Annotated in this window: 14 protein-coding genes, 2 tRNA genes, 3 rRNA genes, 1 pseudogene and 1 riboswitch; of the genes and pseudogenes, 8 read left to right on the forward strand and 12 right to left on the reverse strand. The window is 63.0% G+C overall.

Going from position 1 to position 22,773, the window contains the following annotated elements:
• Positions 1–30: 30 nt before the first annotated feature.
• Complete coding sequence (locus tag DM992_RS24030; protein WP_111018938.1) at positions 31–1,623, reverse strand: S53 family peptidase; 1,593 nt, start codon at positions 1,621–1,623, stop codon at positions 31–33.
• A gap of 259 nt (positions 1,624–1,882) precedes the next feature.
• Positions 1,883–2,503: a LysE family translocator gene (locus tag DM992_RS24035; RefSeq protein ID WP_111018939.1), complete on the reverse strand. Its 621-nt coding sequence runs from the start codon at positions 2,501–2,503 to the stop codon at positions 1,883–1,885.
• Between the two features lie 134 nt (positions 2,504–2,637).
• Here DM992_RS24035 and DM992_RS24040 point away from each other — a divergent pair, with 134 nt between their 5' ends.
• On the forward strand, positions 2,638–3,102 hold the full coding sequence (locus DM992_RS24040; protein ID WP_111018940.1) for an Lrp/AsnC family transcriptional regulator: 465 nt from the start codon (positions 2,638–2,640) through the stop codon (positions 3,100–3,102).
• A gap of 57 nt (positions 3,103–3,159) precedes the next feature.
• Here DM992_RS24040 and DM992_RS24045 read toward each other — a convergent pair whose 3' ends face one another.
• Positions 3,160–4,071, reverse strand: a complete 912-nt coding sequence (locus DM992_RS24045) for a LysR family transcriptional regulator (protein WP_111018941.1) — start codon at positions 4,069–4,071, stop codon at positions 3,160–3,162.
• A gap of 139 nt (positions 4,072–4,210) precedes the next feature.
• Here DM992_RS24045 and speB point away from each other — a divergent pair, with 139 nt between their 5' ends.
• Both speB and DM992_RS24055 read left to right on the forward strand, forming a co-directional pair.
• Positions 4,211–5,167, forward strand: a complete 957-nt coding sequence (speB, locus tag DM992_RS24050; protein ID WP_111018942.1) for an agmatinase — start codon at positions 4,211–4,213, stop codon at positions 5,165–5,167.
• A 54-nt stretch (positions 5,168–5,221) separates the two neighbouring features.
• Positions 5,222–6,547 (forward strand): MFS transporter, encoded by a 1,326-nt coding sequence (locus tag DM992_RS24055; RefSeq protein ID WP_111018943.1) that lies wholly within the window; start codon positions 5,222–5,224, stop codon positions 6,545–6,547.
• A 196-nt stretch (positions 6,548–6,743) separates the two neighbouring features.
• Here DM992_RS24055 and metE read toward each other — a convergent pair whose 3' ends face one another.
• The gene (gene metE, locus DM992_RS24060) at positions 6,744–9,038 is read right to left on the reverse strand and encodes a 5-methyltetrahydropteroyltriglutamate--homocysteine S-methyltransferase (RefSeq protein ID WP_111018944.1); all 2,295 of its coding nucleotides are present in this window, start codon (positions 9,036–9,038) and stop codon (positions 6,744–6,746) included.
• A 127-nt stretch (positions 9,039–9,165) separates the two neighbouring features.
• Here metE and DM992_RS24065 point away from each other — a divergent pair, with 127 nt between their 5' ends.
• A complete protein-coding gene (locus DM992_RS24065) occupies positions 9,166–10,074 on the forward strand; it encodes a LysR family transcriptional regulator (RefSeq protein WP_111018945.1) in 909 nt (302 codons plus the stop codon).
• Positions 10,075–10,096: 22 nt separating this feature from the next.
• On the opposite strand, the gene DM992_RS24070 is transcribed toward DM992_RS24065, so the two are convergent.
• Together DM992_RS24070 and DM992_RS24075 are read right to left on the reverse strand one after the other, a co-directional pair.
• Positions 10,097–10,825: a CbtA family protein gene (locus tag DM992_RS24070; RefSeq protein WP_111018946.1), complete on the reverse strand. Its 729-nt coding sequence runs from the start codon at positions 10,823–10,825 to the stop codon at positions 10,097–10,099.
• Between the two features lie 13 nt (positions 10,826–10,838).
• Positions 10,839–11,048, reverse strand: coding sequence for a CbtB-domain containing protein (locus DM992_RS24075; protein ID WP_111018947.1), 210 nt, complete (start codon positions 11,046–11,048; stop codon positions 10,839–10,841).
• Positions 11,049–11,080: 32 nt separating this feature from the next.
• Positions 11,081–11,223: riboswitch (cobalamin riboswitch) on the reverse strand.
• A gap of 48 nt (positions 11,224–11,271) precedes the next feature.
• On the opposite strand from DM992_RS24075, the gene DM992_RS24080 reads away from it, so the two are divergent.
• The 3 genes from DM992_RS24080 to DM992_RS24090 all read left to right on the forward strand — a co-directional run bounded on the left by DM992_RS24080 (position 11,272) and on the right by DM992_RS24090 (position 14,661).
• Positions 11,272–11,859, forward strand: a complete 588-nt coding sequence (locus DM992_RS24080; protein ID WP_111018948.1) for a histidine phosphatase family protein — start codon at positions 11,272–11,274, stop codon at positions 11,857–11,859.
• Between the two features lie 180 nt (positions 11,860–12,039).
• On the forward strand, positions 12,040–13,632 hold the full coding sequence (locus DM992_RS24085; protein ID WP_111018949.1) for an inorganic phosphate transporter: 1,593 nt from the start codon (positions 12,040–12,042) through the stop codon (positions 13,630–13,632).
• 285 nt (positions 13,633–13,917) lie between these two features.
• Positions 13,918–14,661 carry a 2OG-Fe(II) oxygenase gene (locus DM992_RS24090; protein WP_111018950.1) on the forward strand — a complete coding sequence of 248 codons (744 nt, stop codon included), beginning with the start codon at positions 13,918–13,920 and terminating at the stop codon, positions 14,659–14,661.
• A 276-nt stretch (positions 14,662–14,937) separates the two neighbouring features.
• Here the strand turns inward: DM992_RS24090 and DM992_RS24095 are convergent, their stop codons facing one another.
• Complete coding sequence (locus tag DM992_RS24095; RefSeq protein WP_111018951.1) at positions 14,938–16,362, reverse strand: DHA2 family efflux MFS transporter permease subunit; 1,425 nt, start codon at positions 16,360–16,362, stop codon at positions 14,938–14,940.
• A 212-nt stretch (positions 16,363–16,574) separates the two neighbouring features.
• On the opposite strand from DM992_RS24095, the pseudogene DM992_RS24100 reads away from it, so the two are divergent.
• A pseudogene (locus DM992_RS24100) lies at positions 16,575–16,883 on the forward strand (nuclear transport factor 2 family protein); the annotation flags it as partial.
• Between the two features lie 202 nt (positions 16,884–17,085).
• Here the strand turns inward: DM992_RS24100 and rrf are convergent.
• From rrf to DM992_RS24135, 5 genes are all read right to left on the reverse strand, one after another.
• A 5S ribosomal RNA gene (rrf, locus tag DM992_RS24105) occupies positions 17,086–17,198 on the reverse strand.
• A 183-nt stretch (positions 17,199–17,381) separates the two neighbouring features.
• Positions 17,382–20,263, reverse strand: a 23S ribosomal RNA gene (locus DM992_RS24115).
• Between the two features lie 291 nt (positions 20,264–20,554).
• Positions 20,555–20,630, reverse strand: a tRNA-Ala gene (locus tag DM992_RS24125).
• A 36-nt stretch (positions 20,631–20,666) separates the two neighbouring features.
• Positions 20,667–20,743: transfer RNA gene (locus DM992_RS24130), tRNA-Ile, on the reverse strand.
• Positions 20,744–20,806: 63 nt separating this feature from the next.
• A 16S ribosomal RNA gene (locus tag DM992_RS24135) occupies positions 20,807–22,339 on the reverse strand.
• The 16S, 23S and 5S rRNA genes sit together here with 2 tRNA genes alongside, the layout of an rRNA operon.
• Between the last annotated feature and the right edge of the window lie 434 nt (positions 22,340–22,773).

Below are 22,773 nucleotides of genomic sequence, written 5' to 3' on the forward strand. Positions count from 1 at the left end.
GCGTCGAACGGAAAGGCGCGTGCCGACGCGTCAGCTCGACGGCTTGCGCGCGAGGATCGCGGCGAGCTGCGCGCCGTCCGGGCTGCCGAGGCCCGTGCATGCGTCCCAGCCCGATGCAGCCGCATACGCGCCGTTCGATCCTTTCGTGATATCGCGCAGCGCGCCCGGATTCTTGTACAGCACCGGATTGACCCAACCGGCCGATGCGCCGGCCACCGCATTGATCCGCGCGATCAGCGCGGCCCACAGCGGCGCGACCGCGCTCGTGCCGCCCATCACGGTAGCCGTGCCGGCGACCGATACCTCGTAGCCCGTCTGCGGCGACGCATCGCCGGCGACGTCCGGCACGCCGCGCTTCGCGAGCGGCGTGCGACTGCCGTCGCCGCGCGTGACGGCGAGCCCCTGCTGCCACGCCGGCAGGTCGAACAGCGTACTGACGCCGCCGCCGCCCGCGCCGCCGCCCGCCGCCTCGTCGTTCCACGTGACCTCGCTGCGGATGCCCTGCCCGGGCAGCGCGTCGAGCTGCGTGCCGCCGCAGCCGAGCACGTACGGGCTCGATGCGGGGAAGTCGACGTGATCGGCGCCGTCCTGCAGCCCGTCGCCCGAGCCGCTGTCGCCCGACGCCGCGCACACGGTGATCCCCTGCGCAGCCGCCGCCTGCAACACGCGGTTGAACGCCTGCGCCGACTGCGCCTGCCAGACCGCTTCCGCGCCGCCCCAGCTGATCGAGATCACCGACGGCTTGTTGGTCCTGTCATTGACGGCCGCGTTGACGGCCTGGATGAAGCCCGCGTCGCTGTTCGGTGCGAAGTAGACCGCGATCTTCGCGGCCGGCGCGATCGCACCGGCGATCTCGATGTCGAGCGCGACTTCGCCGTCCGGGCCGTTCGGGTCGCCGGACGGCGCGTTGCGGCCGGTGCCGACGTTCACGTCGACGAGCGTCGGCGGCGTCTTGATGCCGAGCCCGCTGAAATACTGCCGGATGTCGGCCGCACGGTAGCCGCCGCCGAGTTCGACGATCGCGATGCACTGCCCGGCGCCGTCGCCGGCCGGGAAGCCGTACAGCGACGCGAGCTGGATCGGCGTGAACGTGACGCCCGCCGTGCCGCCGCGCGCTGGCCTGAACGGCGGGCGCAGCCGGAAGTGCGGCCGCGCCTGCGGGCGGCTGTCGAGGCCGAGCACGGCCGTGACGGCGTCGCCGAGATCGTCGGGCAGCGTGATCGGGCCCGAGCGGCCGCGATACTGGCCGATCGAACGATGCTCGAAACGCTCGAGCTTCACGCCGAATGCCGCTTCGAACTGCTGGATCATGCCGGACAGCACGACGACGCTTTCGACGGGATCGACGCGATCGACCGTCAACTGGTGACGGCGCGCGAAGTCCTCGGTCTTGCGGATGTCGTCGGGATTGGCGGAGAAACGCTGCGCGAACGCGTCGCGCGACAGCGGCTTCGCCTGTGCGTCGCCGGTGGCGAGCTGGTGGACCAACGTATCGAGTTGCCCTTCTTCCTGCCGCCGCAACATGATCGTGACGTGGATGCGTTCTGCCGGATCGCACGGGCCGAGGCACTTGGACTCGGCGACGATTCGGGGTTCACGGTCGGCGTGAAGATGCCTTGCCATGTTCAGACCCTCCTTGGTACCGCGTTGCACGGAACAGCCAGGAAATCGGACATAGCCGGCGGAAGTCGGTTCCGTTCGGTCAGTCGGTTCGCAGCAGCGCGAAGTTACAAGGAGTTTAGAACAGTCAGATGATTTGCGCGCGCGCCCTTCCGCGGCGGGGCATGCGCGCGAAGGCCGGCATTGCGCGCAGCCTTCGCCGATCTGCGCATCGGCGCCGCGCGGCCCGTCGACCTGCGCGGCGGCAAGGCAACGGCGGCGCTCAGTCCATCGACAGGCGCAGTGCGAAACCGATCAGCGCCGCGGAAAACGTCCAGCGCTGCACCGTCTGCGCGAGCGGATGCGCGCGCATCCACGCCGCGATGCGCGACGCGCCGAACACGCAAGCGAGGTCGAAGCACACGCCGGCCGCGACCAGCAGCGCGCCGAGTTCGAGCATCTGCCAGACGACCGGCCCGGCCTCCGGCCGCACGAACTGCGGCAGCAGCACCGAGCAGAACAGCAGCGCCTTCGGGTTCAGCAGGTTCGTCAGCAGGCCCTTCACCAACGACTGCCGCAGCTCGCCCGCCGCCGCGTCGCCGTCGCCGAGCGCGAACACCGGCGAGCGAAACACCTGGATCGCGACATACGCGAGATAGAGCGCGCCGCCGTAGCGGATCACCTCGTACAGCCACGGCGCGCTGCGGATCAGCGCCGCGACGCCGCATGCGGACAGCGTCACGTGTGCGGTACGCGCGAGCGACAGGCCGGCCGCCGCCGCCATCCCCGGCCGCACGCCGCGGCCGATGCTGGTCTGCAGCACGAGCGCCATGTCGGGCCCCGGCACCGCATAAATGGCCGCCAGCGCGGCGAGATAGATCAACAGCAAATGCGTGGAAATCATGTTCTGCCCCCGTCCTTCAATGACGATATGTTGCCGCTGAAGGGGGAGGGGTTATTGGCCATCTACGGCTCAGGATTGGCGATCTATAGTGGAATCCGCCACAATCACGGAACCTGAAAACGGATTCCGCCAATATGACCGATCTCGACAAAACCGATCGCGCGATCCTCGCTGCGGTGCAGCGCGACGGCCGCGTGCCGATCGCGCGTCTCGCCGAATCCGTCGGCCTGTCCGAGACGCCTTGTGCGCGGCGCCTCAAACGTCTCGAAAACGACGGCTACATCGAGCGCTACCGCGCACAACTGTCGCGCCAGGCGCTCGGTTTCGGCGTCGTCGCGTTCGTGCTCGTGCGGTTCGCGACGCACGACCGCAAGGTCGCCGACCGGTTCGAACGGGAAGTGCTGGGCATCGAGCGGATCCTGGCATGCCACAACGTTGCGGGAACGGCCGACTACCTGCTGCAGGTGGTCGCGCGCGACCTCGACGACTACGGCACGTTCGTGCGCGACTCGCTGCGGATGCTGCCGGGCGTGACGTCGATCGAATCGGCGCTGTCGCTGCGCGAGGTGAAGCACGACGCGGGGTTGCCGGTGCCGTGATGCGCGCAGCGGGCCGCGCCGACGTAACGCTCGTTCACATTGCCGGCGGCGCCGGCGTCACGCGATGTCCGGCCGCTGGTGCGCGCGCTCGAGATCCTCGAGAAACGCCTCCACGAGCGGATTACCGCGCCCGTTGCGCGCGACGACCATGTGGAACGTCACGTCGTAGCGCAGTTGCTCCGGATTGAGCGGCGCGAGCAGCCCCTGCGCGACGTACGGCGCCGCGAAGTGCTGAGGCAGGTAGCCGAGGTGGTGGCCGGACAGGATCAGCAGCGCGACGGCCTCCATGTTGTCGGCGGTCGCGGTCACGCGGTCGGGCGTCGTCGACAGTTGCGCTTCCGGCAGCGGATACGAGCGCCACGCCCATTCGAAGCCCGCGACGTCGGCCGGCGTCAGCGTGCCGGCACCGTCGAACAGCGGATGGCCGCGGCCGCAGTACGCGACCTGGCGCTCGATGAACAGCGGCGTGTAGTGCAGCGACGGCACGCGGTGCCAGAAATAACCGACCGCGATCTGGATCTCGTCGCTCAGCAGCTTCTCCTCGAGATCGCCCGGCGCGCGCACGGAGATCGAGAAGCGCACGGCCTCGTCGCGCGTGCGGAATGCGGCGATCGCCTCGGCGATCCGCGCGTTCTGGCTCACCGGCGTATGGCCGATCAGGCCGATGTTCAGTGTGCCGACCAGCTGGCGGTCCATGTGCCGCGCGGCCATCCCGAATTCGTCGAGCGCCGCGAGCAGCTTGCGGCTCATCGCATGGAACCGTTCGCCCTTCGGCGTGAGCCGGAAACCGCTGCGGCCGCGCTCGCAGAGCCGGTAGCCGAGCCGCGTCTCGAGCGACGCCAGCTGCGCGCTGATCGTCGACTGTCCGACGTTCAGCACGGCCTGCGCGGCCGATACGCCGCCCGCGTCCGTGACCGCGAGAAACACGCGGATCAACCTCAGATCGAGGGTCGACAGATTCCCCAGCACGCTCTTCCCCTTCCATACATCGATGAAGATCGATGTTAACGTCGATATCTTCGCATTCTTCTTTCCCGGCGGAGCGCGTAAAACTGTGCGCCAAGCCGCGTCGAATGATACGGCAACCCCACATCGGAAGAGGCGTCCCATGAACGACCACACCCATTTCCAGCCGCTCGGCGGCAACGAGATGCCGCGCTGCGGCGGCATCGCGACGATGATGCGCCTGCCGCACGTGGCGAGCGCCGAAGGCCTCGACGCGTGCTTCGTCGGCGTGCCGTTCGATCTCGGCACGTCCAACCGCACCGGCGCGCGCTTCGGCCCGCGCCAGATCCGCACCGAATCCGTGCTGCTGCGCCCGTACAACATGGCCACGCGCGCCGCGCCGTTCGATTCGCTGCAGGTTGCCGACATCGGCGACGTCGCGATCAATCCCTACAACCTGCACGATTCGATCGCGCGGATCGAAGCCGCATACGACGCGATCCTCGAGCACGACTGCAAGCCGATCACGCTCGGCGGCGACCATACGATCGCGCTGCCGATCCTGCGCGCGATCCACCGCAAGCACGGCAAGGTCGCATTGATCCACGTCGATGCGCATGCCGACGTGAACGACACGATGATGGGCGAAAAGATCGCGCACGGCACGCCGTTCCGCCGCGCGGTCGAGGAAGGCCTGCTGCATGGCGACAAGGTCACGCAGATCGGCCTGCGCGGCACGGGTTACGCGGCCGAGGATTTCGACTGGTGCCGCGAGCAGGGCTTCCGCGTCGTCCAGGCCGAGGAATGCTGGAACAAGTCGCTCGCGCCGCTGATGGAAGAAGTGCGCGAGCGCGTCGGCGACACGCCCGTCTACATCAGCTTCGACATCGACGGCATCGATCCGGCCTACGCGCCGGGCACGGGCACGCCGGAAATCGCGGGCCTCACGGTGCCGCAGGCGCTCGAGATCATCCGCGGCGCGAAGGGGCTGAACATCGTCGGCTGCGATCTCGTCGAAGTCGCACCGCCATACGACCCGTTCGGCACCACGGCGCTGCTCGGCGCGAACCTCGCGTACGAGCTGCTGTGCGTGCTGCCGGGCGTCAAGTACCGCGACTGATCCCGCGCCGCCACCTATTCCAAATCAGAGGATTCCAGAGGAGCACACACAAAGATGGGGACTTCCGTCAAGCAACCGAAGCGGGCGGCGCTCGCTTCGTTCGTCGGCACCACGATCGAGTGGTACGACTTCTATAGCTACGCGACCGCCGCCGCCATCGTGTTCGGGCCGCTGTTCTTTCCCGGCGAAAACCGCTTCGTCAGCCTGCTCGCGTCGTTCGGCTCGTTCGCGGTCGGCTTCTTCGCGCGGCCGCTCGGCGGCGTGATGTTCGGCTATCTCGGCGACCGCTTCGGCCGCAAGCGTTCGCTGCTCGCGACGCTGATGCTGATGGCCGTGTCGACGGTCGCGATCGGCCTGCTGCCGACCCATGCGCAAGCCGGTGTGATCGCGCCGATCCTCCTCGTGCTGATGCGCGTGCTGCAAGGCATCGCGGTCGGCGGCGAATGGGGCGGCGCGGTGCTGCTCGCCGGCGAGCATGCGCCAGAAGGCAAGCGCACGTTCTTCGCATCGTTCGCGCAGCTCGGCAGCGCGAGCGGCCTGATCCTGTCGATGCTCGCGTTCGGCGCGATCAGCACGCTGTCGAAGGACGACATGATGAGCTGGGGCTGGCGCGTGCCGTTCCTCGCGAGCGCCGTGCTGCTGGTGGTCGGCTTCGTGATCCGCGCGAGCGTGTCCGAGTCGCCCGAGTTCGAGGAAGTCAGGAAGAGCGGCACCACTGCGCAAAACCCGGTGCGCGAAGCGCTCAAGTACTGGCCGCTGCTGCTGCTCGCGATCGGCGCGAACGTGTACGGCATCGCCGGCGTGTATTTCAGCAACATCTTCATGATCAGCTATGCGACGCAGTTCCTGTCGCTCGACCGGTCGATGGTGCTCCATTGCATGGCGATCGTCGCGGTGCTGCAGTTCGTCGTACAGCTCGCGGCCGCGTTCCTCGCGCAGCGCTTCGGCACCACGCGGGTACTGCTGATCACCGGCGCATGGGCCGCGATCGTCCCGTTCGTGATGCTGCCGCTCGTGCACATGGGCACGCCGTTGTCGATCACGGTCGGCGTCGGCCTCGCGACGCTCGCGGAATCGGGCTACTACTCGGTCGTCGCGGGCTTCGTCAGCGGCATCTTCGTCGCGCGGATCCGCTATACGGCGATCTCGATCGCATACCAGGTGTGCGGCGCGCTCGCCGGCGGCCTCACGCCGCTCGTCGCGACCGTCATCGCGCAGAACGTCGCGCCGCAATGGTGGCCGCTCGCGATCCAGTACACGAGTGCCGCGATCCTGTCTTCGCTGTGCGTGTGGCTGATCTCGCGCCGCGTCGGCATCGACGATGCCGGTGCGCCCGGCAAGGCGAACGAGCCGCTGCCGCGCGGCGCGCGCACCGCGTAACGTCCTGCAACGGGCAGGCTGCGTCACTCGCCTGCCCGGTCATCGCATGCAAGGGGCGGCGCAACCACGCCGCCTTTTTTCATTTCGCCGCCGGAAGGTCGCGCGCACGACAAGTATCGCAGTGCGCTTGTCGCCGAACACGCTGCAGAACCGGCCGTGCGGACGGATATAGTCGTCGCGACAGGCGCAGCGCTTGCTATTGCACCTGGCTGCGCAGCGCCTTTGCCGCCGCGACCATGTTCGTCAGCGCAGGAATCACTTCCGCCCATTGGCGCGTCTTCAGGCCGCAATCCGGGTTCACCCACAGACGCTCCGCCGGAATCCGCTCGGCCGCCTTCTTCATCAGGCCGACGATGTGATCCTGCGTCGGAATGTTCGGCGAATGGATGTCGTACACGCCCGGCCCGATCTCGTTCGGATACCTGAAGCTGTCGAACGCGTCGAGCAGTTCCATGTCCGAGCGCGACGTCTCGATCGTGATCACGTCCGCGTCCATGTCGGCGATCGACGCGATGATGTCGTTGAACTCCGAATAGCACATGTGCGTGTGGATCTGCGTTTCGTCCCGCACGCCGTTCGCGGTGATGCGGAATGACTCGACCGCCCACTTCAGGTACTCGCTCCATTGCGCGCGGCGCAGCGGCAGCCCTTCGCGCAGCGCGGCCTCGTCGATCTGGATCACGCGCACGCCGGCCTTCTCGAGATCGAGCACTTCGTCGCGGATCGCGAGCGCGAGCTGGTAGCACGACACCGAGCGCGGCTGGTCGTCGCGCACGAACGACCAGTTCAGGATCGTCACGGGGCCGGTCAGCATGCCCTTCATCGGCTTGTTCGTCAGCGACTGCGCATACGTGATCCATTCGACCGTCATCGCCTTCGGGCGGCTGATGTCGCCGAACAGGATCGGCGGCTTCACGCAGCGCGAACCGTACGACTGCACCCAGCCGAACTGGCTGAACGCGTAGCCGTCGAGCTGCTCGCCGAAGTATTCGACCATGTCGTTGCGCTCGGCTTCTCCGTGCACGAGCACGTCGAGCTCGAGCGACTCCTGTTCGCGGACGCTGCGTTCGATTTCAGCCTTCATTGCCATGCGATAGCCGGCTTCATCCAGCGCACCTGCCTTGAACTGGCTGCGCGCCTGGCGGATTTCGGCGGTCTGCGGGAACGAGCCGATCGTCGTCGTCGGGAAGGCCGGCAGGTTCAGCCGCGCCGACTGCTTCGGTGCGCGCTGCGTATACGGACTCACGCGCTTGCCGAGCTGCGCGTCGATGCGCGCGATCGCGGCCTTCACCGCCGGGTTGTTCACGCGCGGCGAGCGGCGGCGCGAGTCGATCACGGCGGCGTTCGCGGCAAGCGCATCGGCCACCTTGTCGCGGCCTTCGTTCAGCGCGGTCGCGAGCACCTTCAGCTCGTCGAGCTTCTGCAGCGCGAACGCGAGCCACGAACGGATCTCCGCGTCGAGCTTCTCCTCGCTCGCGAGATCGACCGGCACGTGCAGCAGCGAGCACGACGGCGCGAGCCACAGGCGATCGCCCAGTTGCTTCGCGAGCGGTTCGAGCCAGTCGAGCGTCGCGCTCAGGTCTGTCTTCCAGATGTTGCGGCCGTTGATCGCGCCAACCGACAGCACGCGCTCGGCGGGCAGCTCGCGCACCAGAGCGTCGATTTCGTCGCGTGCATTGATCGCGTCGACATGCAGGCCGTCGACCGGCAGCGAGCTCGCGAGCGTCAGGTTGTCCTGAAGCTGGCCAAAGTACGTGGCAAGCAGCAGCTTGATGCGGCGCGTCTCCAGTGCCGCATACGCGGTGCGAAATGCCTGCCGCCATTCGGCGTCGAGTTCGGTGACGAGAATCGGTTCGTCGATCTGCACCCATTCGACTCCCTGCGCGGTCAGCGTATCGAGCAGCGCGCCGTACACGGGCAGCAGCTTCGGCAGCAGCGCGAGACGGTCGGAATCGTCCTTCTCCTTGCCGAGCCACAGGTACGTGACGGGGCCGATGATCACCGGCTTGGCATTCACGCCCTGCGCGTTCGCCTCGGCCAGTTGCTGCAGCAGGCGCGACGGGTCGAGCGAGAAGTTCGTGTCCGCGTGGAATTCCGGCACGATGTAGTGGTAGTTCGTGTCGAACCATTTCGTCATTTCACCGGCCGCGACGCCACCGCAGCACGCCGCATGCTCTTGCGCCGACTGCGCCGAACGGCCGCGCGCAACGCGGAAATAGTTGTCGAGCACGTCGCCGTGGAAGCCCTGCACGCGCTTGGGCAGGTTGCCGAGCGTGAAGCTCATGTCGAGCACCTGGTCGTAGAACGCGAAATCGCCGATCGGCGCGAGATCGAGATCGCGCTGGTCGTGCCAATGGCGCTGGCGCAGCCCGGCGCCAAGCGCCTTCAGCTCGTCGCGCGACGATTCGCCCTTCCAGTAGCGTTCGAGACCGAACTTGAGTTCGCGCTTCGCGCCGATGCGCGGAAAACCGAGGTTGTGTGTCCTGACCATGAAGCTGCCGTCCAGATGAAATAGAAGATCCGGCAGCCATGATAGGGATTTCAAACCATGAAATAAAATGGCATTATTTCATTCATCCATTAAATTTGTTCATGCATCTGTTAGATAAGCGATATCCATGCTGGAACGATTCCATCTCGTCGTCATTCGTGAAGTCGAGCGCCAGGGCTCGCTGACCGCGGCCGCCAATGCGTTGCATCTCACGCAATCGGCGCTCAGCCACACCGTCCGGAAAATCGAGCAGCAGCTCGGCACGCCGATCTGGGATCGGGAAGGACGCGGCCTGCGGCTCACGCAGGGCGGGCACTATCTGCTGAAGCTCGCGAACCGGCTGCTGCCGCAGTTCGAGCTCGCCGAGGAGCGGATGAGGCAGTACGCGAAGGGCGAGCGCGGCACGCTGCGCATCGGGATGGAGTGCCACCCGTGCTACCAGTGGCTGCTGAAGGTCGTGTCGCCGTATCTGTCGCGCTGGCCCGACGTCGACGTGGACGTGAAGCAGCGCTTCCAGTTCGGCGGCATCGGTGCGCTGTTTGGCTATGACATCGACGTGCTCGTCACGCCCGATCCGCTGAACAAGCCGGGCCTGCGCTTCGATCCCGTGTTCGACTACGAGCAGGTGCTGGTGGTCGCCGACTCACACCGGTTCGCGAACGCCGACTACGTGACTCCCGAGCAACTGACCGACGAGATCCTGATCACGTACCCGGTCGAAACCGACCGGCTCGACATCTACAACCAGTTCCTGACGCCGGCCGGCATCGTGCCGAGGCGGCACAAGTCGATCGAGACGACCGACATCATGCTGCAGATGGTCGCGAGCGGGCGCGGCATGGCCGCGCTGCCGAGATGGCTCGCCGACGAATACGCGGACCGGATGCCGGTCGTGCCGGTCAAGCTCGGCAAGCAGGGGATCGCGAAGCAGATCTTCCTCGGCATCCGCGAAGCAGATGCATCGATCGACTATCTGGCCGCGTTCGTCGCGCTTGCGCGCGAATCGACGTGGAACGCGCCGCGCATGCTGCGCTAGGCGTGCCCCGTCGCGATACGTGTCAGGCGGCGCGCATGCCGATGCGTTCGCCGCGCTCTACCCATGCGCCGAACAGCAGGCCGATCGTCGTCCACATGATCGCCTGCATGCCGATGGCCGCGACGCGGAACTTCCACAGCACGGCGGCCGGGAACGCGGCCGGCACTTCGTCGATCGACGGCAGCCCGACCTGCACGGCCGCGATGATCGCGATGAACACGAGCCCCGCGACGATCGACGCATTCCATTGGCCGAGCTTCGCCAGCAGATGGCGGCGCACGCTGACCGAGAACGCCATCGTCGCAATCGAGATCGCGATCATCAGGAAGAACAGGCCCGTGCGATAGCCGATCGTGTCGGGATCGCCGACCGACGGCGGATTGGCCGGGTACTTGATGTTCGGCACGATCACGAGCGCGACGAACGCCGCCAGCGCAAGCCACGCGGCCAGCGGCCGTGCCGGGAGACGGCCGCCTCGCCCGTATGCATACGCAAAGACCAGCGAGAACAGCCCGCCGAATGCCGCGCCGTAGGTCACGACACCCGTCAACAGGCCGAGGCCGGCCTGCGTGTCGCGGCTGACCAGTTCGTGCTCGTGCTCCGGCACGTCGCCTTTGGCGGCCTCGAGCTTTTCTTCAAAGGAAATCGCCTGATCGACTTGCGGTTCGCCGACGATTTTCGCGAAACCGAACGTGAGGAGGCCCGCGGCGATGCCTGAGAGCATCCCGCGCATGAGCAGCTTTCCGACCATCGTGTACTCCGCGTCAGTGGCAGGGAAAGCCGAGCAGATGGCGGCCGTCGTGGACGAATTCATGCACGTACATGCCCGGCACGAGCGACGTCGCGCCTTGTTCCGCGCCGACGAAATAGAGTGCGAGCAGCAGGATCAGGCCGACGAACACGGCCCACGGCAACAGTTCACGGACGGGGATGGGTGCCGGCACGGCAACCGGCTTCAGCACTGCTTCGCTCATGGATGCACCTCAGGGGAATCGCGCCCCGACAAATGTTGGATGGGTACGAAGGCAGGTCTGGCTTCCGGGATCGGGATTCCCCGGTTACAGTGGCGCGACCGCGCCGGGATTGCACCGGCTTCCGCGTTTCGTATCGGGCGAATTGTACGCGCGAACGTCCGCGTATTGAAGTGAAGGTCTGCGGACGACCGCACAACCGCCCCGGCCCCTTTCGAAAACCGACATCAACATGCATGCCTCGCTGCGCCTGATCGCACACGCATCGACCCGGGCAATGCGCACCGGCGCGTTTCCCGACGACGATCCGCTCGACGCTCACGGGCTCGCGAACGCCGCTGCGCTGCGCGACCGGTGGGCAGGCGTCGCCGGCTCGCTCGTGCTGTGCAGCCCCGCACGCTGCGCGCGGCAGACCGCCGATGCGCTCGGGCTGCATGCCGACGTCGATGACGCGCTGCGCGACATCGACTACGGAAACTGGCGCGGCAAGCGGCTGCACGACCTCGCACGCGACCTGCCGGACGAACTGGGTGCATGGATCGCCGATCCATCCGCGTCACCGCATCGCGGAGAGTCGTTCGAAGCCGCCGCTCGCCGCGTCGGCGCATGGTTGAACGCGCTGCCGCCTGGCCGCGACATCGTCGCGGTCACCCACGCGGCGATCGTTCGCGCGGCCGTCGCACACGTACTGCGGATGAATCCCGACGCTGCAACCCGCATCGACGTCGCGCCGCTGTCGTGCATGACCTTCGTTGCATCACCGCACGGCTGGGCATTGATGACGAACGACGATCGGCGCGACACCGATGCGTAAGTCCCTGCCGTGTCGTGTTCACTATCTGGGCCGCGATACGGGCCGACGTGTCGCATCTCGGTCGCGCGCCGACATTCACCTTACGTCGCCGTAAGACATACCGTTCGTCATCCCGATTGTCATCAAACTGACTGCTGGCCGCAGCTAGGATCGGACGCGGTTCCCTCACGAGATGCCGTCATGAATCAACCTGCTTCGTCCGCCGCGAACAATCGCGGCTCCGTCGAGCGCAACCGGCAGGTCGGCTATGCCTTCTTCCTGCTGGTGCTCGCGATCGGCGCCGTCTATATCGCCACGCACCTGATCGACGATCTGTCGCCAGTCCGCGAAGGATCGCTGTTCCCGTACCTGATGCTCGGCGCCGCGCTGCTGATCGCGCTCGGCTTCGAATTCGTCAACGGTTTCCACGACACCGCGAACGCGGTCGCCACCGTGATCTATACGCACTCGCTGACACCGAACGTCGCGGTGATCTGGTCCGGCATGTGGAACTTCCTCGGCGTGATGGTTTCGAGCGGCGCCGTCGCGTTCGGCATCCTGCAGTTGTTGCCTGTCGAACTGATCCTGCAGGTCGGCAGCGGCGCGGGCTTCGCGATGGTGTTCGCGCTGCTGATCGCCGCAATCGTCTGGAACCTCGCGACCTGGTATTTCGGGTTGCCTTCGTCGAGCTCGCATACGCTGATCGGCTCGATCATCGGCGTCGGGCTGATGAACCAGTTGATGCACGGGCCGTCGGGCACGAGCGGCGTCGACTGGGGCCAGGCGCTCGGCGTCGGCAAGTCGCTGCTGCTCTCGCCGATCGTCGGTTTCCTGTGCGCGTCGCTGCTGCTGCTCGTGCTGAAGGCCATCGTGCGGATTCCCGAGCTGTACAAGGAGCCGCCGAAGGACCAGCCGCCGCCGTTCTGGATTCGCTGCCTGCTGATCCTCACCTGCACGGGCGTGTCGTTCGCGCACGGTTCGAACGACGGGCAGAAAGGAATGGGCCTCATCATGCTGATCCTGATCGGCACGGTGCCGACCGCGTATGCGCTGAACAAGGCCGTTACGCCCGCCGAATCGCAGACCTTCGTTGCGGTCGCGAACCAGGCCGCCGCGACGTTCGGGAAATACACGAGCGGCGTCGCGCCGTCCGCGAACCCGCGCGCCGACGTCGAGCACTACGTGCAGCGTCGCGAGCTGACGCCCGCCGTGCTGCCGGCCGTACAGCAGTTGTCGACGTCGCTCGCGACTGCGGTCGGCGCGTCGGGCTCGATGGCAGCCGTGCCGCAGCGCGACGTCGACAACGTGCGCAACACGATGTATCTGGTATCCGAAGCAATTCGCCTGATCGAGAAGTCGGGCCAGCCCGCGTTCGCCGCCGACGACAAGCTCGCGATCGACAACTATCGCAAGCAACTCGATCACGCGACCAAGTTCATTCCGACGTGGGTGAAGGTCGCCGTTGCGATCGCACTGGGCCTCGGCACGATGGTCGGCTGGAAGCGGATCGTCGTGACCGTCGGCGAGAAAATCGGCAAGCAGCATTTGACGTACGGTCAGGGCGCGTCGGCCGAACTCGTCGCGATGCTGACGATCGGCGCCGCCGACGTGTACGGGCTACCGGTTTCGACGACACACGTGCTGTCGTCGGGCGTCGCGGGCACGATGGCGGCGAACGGGTCCGGGTTGCAATGGAGCACGGTGCGCAGCCTCGTACTCGCGTGGGTGCTGACGCTGCCGGCGTCTATCGCACTTGCGGGCGGACTCTACTGGTTGTTCCGGTTGCTGGCCTGATCGGGGACGGGGCGGGTGGCCGGCGGAAGCCGGCCGCCTGCTGTTGGAGATTCGACCCTCGCTTCTTCGCTCCGACGTGGACGCATTCGGTGCGTCCATGCCACATCGCGAGCTTTCCTCTCTTCCTTTTCCGAATTGGAGCGCAAGATCTGGAGCGCGCCGGCGCACGGAAGTCGCTAGACTGGGTTCATCAACTTTCTTCGTGGACTCGACTGTGCGCGCGACGTTTCCTGAGCATTCCGAGCGACCGCACGGCGCCACACTGCTGACGAACGAGGTACGCCCGTGAACATCGCCGATCTGCAACCTGCCGTCGAATCGCTGGACATCGCGCAACGCGCCGACACGGTCGACTGGACGGCCGTCGATGCCGAACTCGATCGCTACGGATGCGCGCGCGTGCCGGGCCTGATCTCGGCAAGCGAGTGCGATGCGCTCGTATCGCTCTATCCGCGGGATGCGCTCTATCGTTCACGCATCGTGATGGCGCGACACGGATTCGGGCGCGGCGAATACAAGTATTTCGCATATCCGCTGCCCGCGATCGTCTCGGAACTGCGTACGACGATCTACCCGCATCTCGCGCCGATCGCGAATCGCTGGAACCAGGCACTCGGAATCGACGTCCGCTATCCGAAAGACCATGCTGCCTTCCTTGACCGCTGCCACGCCGCGGGACAAACACGACCGACGCCGCTGATCCTGCAATACGGTGCCGACGACTACAACTGCCTCCATCAGGATCTGTATGGCGAGCACGTGTTTCCGCTGCAGGTCGCGATCCTGCTGTCGGCGCCGGGCCGCGATTTCACGGGAGGAGAGTTCGTGTTGACGGAACAGCGGCCACGCATGCAGTCGCGTGCGGAAGTGGTGCCGCTGACGCAAGGCGACGCGGCGATCTTCGCCGTGCACGGCAGGCCCGTGCAGGGAACGCGCGGCGTCTATCGCGTCAACCTGCGCCACGGCGTAAGCCGGATCAGAAGCGGCCATCGCCACACGGTCGGCATCATCTTCCATGATGCCCAGTGACGGTAATCGGGACGAGCACGATACGGTCGTGCGGTTGATCGCACCAACGGGTTCGCGCGAGGAGCACCTCGCATCTGTCGCGCCAGTCGCGCGCGATCATTCCGGGGGCGTTACGACCACGCATCGCCGTGCGATCTGCCCGCTCGTCCGCTTTGACGGATGACAGCTTGCGCTCCCCGGCAAGTCATCACAGCCATGACGATTCGACGTTGCTGGCGAGCGACAGGAAACAAAAGCACTCACCTGTCGCGACACAAACGCGATTAGCCGTCCGTCCTACCCTCGCGCCACATTCGCCCGCAGCCGATCGCCTGCATCGGAGGCCAATCGCGCGTAGCCCGGCAACGTCAGCAGTGCGAGCACGCCCGCCGCGACGAATGCACAACGGAAATCGTCGAGCACGTAATGCATGCCGGCCGCATCGCCACGCACCAGTGCCGCGAGCCGCAGCGACAACGCGCCGAACGCGATCCCCATCCCGATCGTCATTTGCTGCGCAGCGCTCCACAACGTGCTGGCCGCGCTCGTCTGGTGAGCCGGGATATCCGCATAGGCCAGCGTCGCGAGCGTCGTGAACTGCATCGACCGCGTCAGCCCGTAGACGAATACGACGAACAGCGTGATCGCCAGCGGCGTCGATGCGGTCAACCAGCCGCACGCAATCGTGAAGATGCCGACGATCGTCACGTCGACGAGCGCGACGCGCCGGAATCCGTAGCGGTCGAGGATCCACGACGTTCCTGCCTTCATGCCGAGATTGCCGAGCGCACTCGCGAGCAGCAGCAAACCGGACTGGAACGGCGACAGCCCGAAACCGATCTGGAACAGCAGCGGCAGCAGGTACGGCACGGCGTTGATCGCCATCCGCGTGATCGAGCCGGTGATCACCGTCACCGAGAACGTCGGTATCTTCAGCGTCGTGAAATCGAGCAGCGGATGCACGCAACGCCGCGCATGCAGCCACGCAGCCATGCCGAACAACACGCTCGCGCCCACCAGGACGGCCGCGCGCGTGAAGTGGACGTCCTGCTGGCCGGCCGCCTCGGTGCCGATCAACAGACAGGTCAGTGCTCCGCCGGCCAGCACGAAGCCGACCCAATCGAGCGGCCGCTGCTCGTCGGCCCGCGTGTTCCGGACGATCAGCCAGGTACAGACGAGCGCGGCGATGCCGAACGGGACGTTCAACAGGAAGATCCATCGCCAGGACGCATAGGTCGTGATGAAGCCGCCGATCGGCGGCCCGACGACGGGCGCGACGATGCCCGGCCACGTGATCGTCGCGATCGCACGCATCAGCTTTGCTTTCTCGGTGCTGCGCACGACGATCATCCGCCCGACCGGCACCATCATCGCCCCACCGACACCCTGCAGCAGCCGCGCAGCCGTGAACGTCACCACGCCATCCGATAGCCCGCACAGCACCGACGCGCCGGTAAAGACGACGATCGCACTGGCGAACACGGTGCGCGATCCATATCGATCGGCAATCCAGCCGCTGATCGGGATGAACACCGCAAGCGCGAGCATGTAGGCTGTCATCCCGAGGCTCAGCGCGTTCGGCCCGACACCGAACGAGTGCGCCATTTGCGGCAGCGCGGTCGCGATCACGGTCGTGTCGAGGTACTCCATGAAGAACGTTGCGGCGACGAGGTACGGCAAGAAGTCGGTCGTCCGACCACCTTGAGCAGGGCTGTCAGTCATGAACGGTGCAGGAGACGGAATGCGGAAAACACCGACCGCCAATCGGCGCAGACAAGCACCGGGGGATCGGGGCGAATGGCGATATTACCTTGAAGGGCTTGGTCTCCGCTTTGCCGACTCATGTCGCACGACTGCACTTTATGCGCATAGATTTCCGGGACGGTTTCGTGCTGCGCTCGCCGAGTGACGCCCCCGGACAGTGAGGCTCGCCCAACGATGTCGACGCGCTCGATGCGTTGCTGGACGACGATCTGGTGTTCACCGTTCCAACCGGACAGGTCATCTCGAAGGAGGACGATCTGTCCACGCATCGCGCGAAGCTGCTGCGTCTCGACAGACTCGATTTCCATGAAACGCATGCACGCGCGATCGGCGAGATGATCCTGACCACGACAAAGGCGACGCTCGCCGGCCGTTTTAACGGCGCTGCGTTCGACGGCACGTTTGCCTATACGCGCCTGTGGCGTCGATCGGGCGCCGGCTGGCGCATTGTCGCCGGGCATGCATCGCAGATCATGTAACCCTCGCCAGATAGGTGAGGGAGAGGGAAGCGATATGGCTCACCGTGTCGCGCTCGAGAGAACCGAGGCGACCGACGGTCGTGAGTGAGTTGCTGTTGATGCGACGAAAAGGGCGCGCTACCCCCTGCGGGACGCGGCACGCATTTGCGCCGCGCCAATGCAAAAACCCCCGCCTTTTGGGCGGGGGTTCCTGGCTTAGGGAGCCTGACGATTACCTACTTTCACACGGGAATCCGCACTATCATCGGCGTAGAGTCGTTTCACGGTCCTGTTCGGGATGGGAAGGGGTGGGACCGACTCGCTATGGTCATCAGGCAAAGAGGGTTGTCGCGTTGCTTCGCAGCGCGACCAATCGGGAAGAAGCAGTAATTTTGGGGTTGTGAGGTTGTATCTCACACGTACGCGGCACTTCAACCGTCGTACGTCGAGTGCCTCGCACTCGACGCTCGATATCCGTAAGCGCTGAAGCGCTAACGGCTATCGAGACAGACTTGTTATAGGATCAAGCCTTACGGGCAATTAGTATCAGTTAGCTGAACGCATTACTGCGCTTACACACCTGACCTATCAACGTCCTGGTCTCGAACGACCCTTCAAGGGGATCTAGTCCCCAGGGATATCTCATCTTAAGGCGAGTTTCCCGCTTAGATGCTTTCAGCGGTTATCTCTTCCGAACATAGCTACCCGGCGATGCCACTGGCGTGACAACCGGTACACCAGAGGTTCGTCCACTCCGGTCCTCTCGTACTAGGAGCAGCCCCCTTCAAATATCCAACGCCCACGGCAGATAGGGACCAAACTGTCTCACGACGTTTTAAACCCAGCTCACGTACCTCTTTAAATGGCGAACAGCCATACCCTTGGGACCGGCTACAGCCCCAGGATGAGATGAGCCGACATCGAGGTGCCAAACACCGCCGTCGATATGAACTCTTGGGCGGTATCAGCCTGTTATCCCCAGAGTACCTTTTATCCGTTGAGCGATGGCCCTTCCATACAGAACCACCGGATCACTATGACCTGCTTTCGCACCTGCTCGACTTGTCGGTCTCGCAGTTAAGCACGCTTATGCCATTGCACTATCAGCACGATTTCCGACCGTACCTAGCGTACCTTCGTACTCCTCCGTTACGCTTTGGGAGGAGACCGCCCCAGTCAAACTGCCTACCATGCACTGTCCCCGACCCGGATCACGGGCCAAGGTTAGAACCTCAAACAAACCAGGGTGGTATTTCAAGGACGGCTCCACCGAAACTAGCGTTCCGGTTTCATAGCCTCCCACCTATCCTACACAGATCGGTTCAAAGTCCAATGCAAAGCTACAGTAAAGGTTCATGGGGTCTTTCCGTCTAGCCGCGGGTAGATTGCATCATCACAAACACTTCAACTTCGCTGAGTCTCGGGAGGAGACAGTGTGGCCATCGTTACGCCATTCGTGCAGGTCGGAACTTACCCGACAAGGAATTTCGCTACCTTAGGACCGTTATAGTTACGGCCGCCGTTTACCGGGACTTCAATCAAGAGCTTGCACCCCATCATTTAATCTTCCGGCACCGGGCAGGCGTCACACCCTATACGTCCACTTTCGTGTTTGCAGAGTGCTGTGTTTTTATTAAACAGTCGCAGCCACCAGTTTATTGCAACCCCTTCACCCTCCTGGCGCAGGCCAGTCAAGCTACAAGGGCGTACCTTATCCCGAAGTTACGGTACCAATTTGCCGAGTTCCTTCTCCCGAGTTCTCTCAAGCGCCTTAGAATACTCATCTCGCCCACCTGTGTCGGTTTGCGGTACGGTCATCGTTAGACTGAAGCTTAGAGGCTTTTCTTGGAACCACTTCCAATTGCTTCGCTCCCTAAGGAGCTCGCGCCACACCCTTGAATTACGCGCCCGGATTTGCCTAAGCGCCTTCTCCAATGCAGCGACCGGGACTTCCAACACCCGGACAACCTTCCGCGATCCGTCCCCCCATCGCATCTAACAATGGTGCAGGAATATTGACCTGCTTCCCATCAGCTACGCATTTCTGCCTCGCCTTAGGGGCCGACTCACCCTACGCCGATGAACGTTGCGTAGGAAACCTTGGGCTTACGGCGAGGGGGCCTTTCACCCCCTTTATCGCTACTCATGTCAGCATTCGCACTTCCGATACCTCCAGCACGCTTTTCAACGCACCTTCGCAGGCTTACGGAACGCTCTCCTACCATGCGAGCAAAGCTCGCATCCGCAGCTTCGGTATATAGCTTAGCCCCGTTACATCTTCCGCGCAGGACGACTCGATCAGTGAGCTATTACGCTTTCTTTAAAGGGTGGCTGCTTCTAAGCCAACCTCCTGACTGTTTTAGCCTTCCCACTTCGTTTCCCACTTAGCTATATTTGGGGACCTTAGCTGGCGGTCTGGGTTGTTTCCCTCTTGACACCGGACGTTAGCACCCGATGTCTGTCTCCCGTGATTGCACTCTTCGGTATTCGGAGTTTGCTATGGCGGGGTAATCTGCAATAGACCCCCCAACCATGACAGTGCTCTACCCCCGAAGGTGAGACACGAGGCACTACCTAAATAGTTTTCGGAGAGAACCAGCTATTTCCAAGTTTGTTTAGCCTTTCACCCCTATCCACAGCTCATCCCCTAACTTTTCAACGTTAGTGGGTTCGGACCTCCAGTACGTGTTACCGCACCTTCATCCTGGCCATGGATAGATCACTTGGTTTCGGGTCTACGCCCAGCAACTGAACGCCCTATTCGGACTCGCTTTCGCTACGCCTGCCCTATACGGTTAAGCTTGCTACTGAACGTAAGTCGCTGACCCATTATACAAAAGGTACGCCGTCACCCCTTACGAGGCTCCGACTGTTTGTATGCATGCGGTTTCAGGATCTATTTCACTCCCCTCCCGGGGTTCTTTTCGCCTTTCCCTCACGGTACTGGTTCACTATCGGTCGATCACGAGTATTTAGCCTTGGAGGATGGTCCCCCCATCTTCAGACAGGATTTCACGTGTCCCGCCCTACTTGTCGCACACCTAGTTCTTTCATACTGTTTTCGCCTACAGGGCTATCACCTGCTATGGCCGCACTTTCCAGAGCGTTCGGCTAACAATACAAATAAAGAGTGCAAGGCTCATCCCATTTCGCTCGCCACTACTTTGGGAATCTCGGTTGATTTCTTTTCCTGCGGTTACTTAGATGTTTCAGTTCACCGCGTTCGCTTCGCTGGACCTATGTATTCAGTCCAGGATGACCCAAAAGGGCCGGGTTTCCCCATTCGGACATCTACGGATCAAAGCTCGTTTGCCAGCTCCCCGTAGCTTTTCGCAGGCTACCGCGTCCTTCATCGCCTGTGATCGCCAAGGCATCCACCACATGCACTTGTTCGCTTGACCCTATAACGAGTCTGTCTCATCGACAGTCGCTACAGGTTGAGTTCTCGCGTTGTGCCGTATTCCAAATTGAGTCAAACATAGAGTTCGAATCATCTTGAGATACATCGATACAATCACAACCCGGATAACTTCCACGTCCATCTCAAGACGCTTCCGCTATCCAAATTACTTACTTCTTCCAGATTGTTAAAGAACGACAGCCGATACCTACTACGTATCACTCTGACTGGCTCAATCGCCAATGCAAAATTCTCGGTTCAGTCTCTGAACCAAGCCCTTAGCGTTGGTGATTGGTGGAGGCAGACGGGATCGAACCGACGACCCCCTGCTTGCAAAGCAGGTGCTCTCCCAGCTGAGCTATGCCCCCATATACAGAGAACTTCAGGGTACTACCGCCAGACAATGGTGGGTCTGGTTGGATTCGAACCAACGACCCCCGCCTTATCAAGACGGTGCTCTAACCGACTGAGCTACAGACCCCTGAGTCTGTCTTTAATTTACAGCCGATAAGCGTGAGCGCTCAACTTCGCGAGATAGCTCTGGAAAGGAGGTGATCCAGCCGCACCTTCCGATACGGCTACCTTGTTACGACTTCACCCCAGTCATGAATCCTACCGTGGTGACCGTCCTCCTTGCGGTTAGACTAGCCACTTCTGGTAAAACCCACTCCCATGGTGTGACGGGCGGTGTGTACAAGACCCGGGAACGTATTCACCGCGGCATGCTGATCCGCGATTACTAGCGATTCCAGCTTCATGCACTCGAGTTGCAGAGTGCAATCCGGACTACGATCGGTTTTCTGGGATTAGCTCCCCCTCGCGGGTTGGCAACCCTCTGTTCCGACCATTGTATGACGTGTGAAGCCCTACCCATAAGGGCCATGAGGACTTGACGTCATCCCCACCTTCCTCCGGTTTGTCACCGGCAGTCTCCTTAGAGTGCTCTTGCGTAGCAACTAAGGACAAGGGTTGCGCTCGTTGCGGGACTTAACCCAACATCTCACGACACGAGCTGACGACAGCCATGCAGCACCTGTGCGCCGGTTCTCTTTCGAGCACTCCCGCCTCTCAGCAGGATTCCGACCATGTCAAGGGTAGGTAAGGTTTTTCGCGTTGCATCGAATTAATCCACATCATCCACCGCTTGTGCGGGTCCCCGTCAATTCCTTTGAGTTTTAATCTTGCGACCGTACTCCCCAGGCGGTCAACTTCACGCGTTAGCTACGTTACTAAGGAAATGAATCCCCAACAACTAGTTGACATCGTTTAGGGCGTGGACTACCAGGGTATCTAATCCTGTTTGCTCCCCACGCTTTCGTGCATGAGCGTCAGTATTGGCCCAGGGGGCTGCCTTCGCCATCGGTATTCCTCCACATCTCTACGCATTTCACTGCTACACGTGGAATTCTACCCCCCTCTGCCATACTCTAGCCTGCCAGTCACCAATGCAGTTCCCAGGTTGAGCCCGGGGATTTCACATCGGTCTTAGCAAACCGCCTGCGCACGCTTTACGCCCAGTAATTCCGATTAACGCTCGCACCCTACGTATTACCGCGGCTGCTGGCACGTAGTTAGCCGGTGCTTATTCTTCCGGTACCGTCATCCCCCGACTGTATTAGAGCCAAGGATTTCTTTCCGGACAAAAGTGCTTTACAACCCGAAGGCCTTCTTCACACACGCGGCATTGCTGGATCAGGCTTTCGCCCATTGTCCAAAATTCCCCACTGCTGCCTCCCGTAGGAGTCTGGGCCGTGTCTCAGTCCCAGTGTGGCTGGTCGTCCTCTCAGACCAGCTACTGATCGTCGCCTTGGTAGGCCTTTACCCCACCAACTAGCTAATCAGCCATCGGCCAACCCTATAGCGCGAGGCCCGAAGGTCCCCCGCTTTCATCCGTAGATCGTATGCGGTATTAATCCGGCTTTCGCCGGGCTATCCCCCACTACAGGACATGTTCCGATGTATTACTCACCCGTTCGCCACTCGCCACCAGGTGCAAGCACCCGTGCTGCCGTTCGACTTGCATGTGTAAGGCATGCCGCCAGCGTTCAATCTGAGCCAGGATCAAACTCTTCAGTTTAAACCTGTTACTGTTTTCGGTTCTTTCGAACCGGTCGCTCACTCAAAGCTGACAGGAATATGAATTGCTTCATAAACCTGACTTACTTTAGTGTGAGACTCTTGATACTTTCGCTATCTGATCCGAGGATCAGCTCGCTTCCATCAAGCGCCCACACTTATCGGCTGTTAATTTTTAAAGAGCATTTCTGCGAGAAACTTCGTGTTTCTCAGCAGCGCTGCGTTTTCAGCAGCAGAGAAGCGAGATTATGAACCGTGTTTCGCAGCTCGTCAACAACTTTTTCAACCACTTCGTTGCGACTGCGGGGTTCATCTTCCTGCGCCAGCCGTGCACCCAACCTGCTGCACACCACCGGCTTCGCTTCCCCTCTTCCGCGCCGCGTTTCCGTTAGCGCGAAAGAGGCGTGATTCTATGCACCCCGCGTCGATCGCGCA

Source organism: Burkholderia sp. JP2-270 (genome assembly GCF_003233675.1).
GTDB classification, from domain to species: domain Bacteria; phylum Pseudomonadota; class Gammaproteobacteria; order Burkholderiales; family Burkholderiaceae; genus Burkholderia; species Burkholderia pyrrocinia_C.

Excerpts from the sequence above, each read along its gene's own strand:
- DM992_RS24030 (WP_111018938.1), bottom strand. The coding sequence starts at position 1,623 with ATGGCAAGGCATCTTCACGCCGACCGTGAACCCCGAATCGTCGCCGAG.
- DM992_RS24035 (WP_111018939.1), bottom strand. The coding sequence starts at position 2,503 with ATGATTTCCACGCATTTGCTGTTGATCTATCTCGCCGCGCTGGCGGCC.
- DM992_RS24040 (WP_111018940.1), top strand. The coding sequence starts at position 2,638 with ATGACCGATCTCGACAAAACCGATCGCGCGATCCTCGCTGCGGTGCAG.
- speB (WP_111018942.1), top strand. The coding sequence starts at position 4,211 with ATGAACGACCACACCCATTTCCAGCCGCTCGGCGGCAACGAGATGCCG.
- DM992_RS24055 (WP_111018943.1), top strand. The coding sequence starts at position 5,222 with ATGGGGACTTCCGTCAAGCAACCGAAGCGGGCGGCGCTCGCTTCGTTC.
- metE (WP_111018944.1), bottom strand. The coding sequence starts at position 9,038 with ATGGTCAGGACACACAACCTCGGTTTTCCGCGCATCGGCGCGAAGCGC.
- DM992_RS24065 (WP_111018945.1), top strand. The coding sequence starts at position 9,166 with ATGCTGGAACGATTCCATCTCGTCGTCATTCGTGAAGTCGAGCGCCAG.
- DM992_RS24070 (WP_111018946.1), bottom strand. The coding sequence starts at position 10,825 with ATGGTCGGAAAGCTGCTCATGCGCGGGATGCTCTCAGGCATCGCCGCG.
- DM992_RS24075 (WP_111018947.1), bottom strand. The coding sequence starts at position 11,048 with ATGAGCGAAGCAGTGCTGAAGCCGGTTGCCGTGCCGGCACCCATCCCC.
- DM992_RS24085 (WP_111018949.1), top strand. The coding sequence starts at position 12,040 with ATGAATCAACCTGCTTCGTCCGCCGCGAACAATCGCGGCTCCGTCGAG.
- DM992_RS24095 (WP_111018951.1), bottom strand. The coding sequence starts at position 16,362 with ATGACTGACAGCCCTGCTCAAGGTGGTCGGACGACCGACTTCTTGCCG.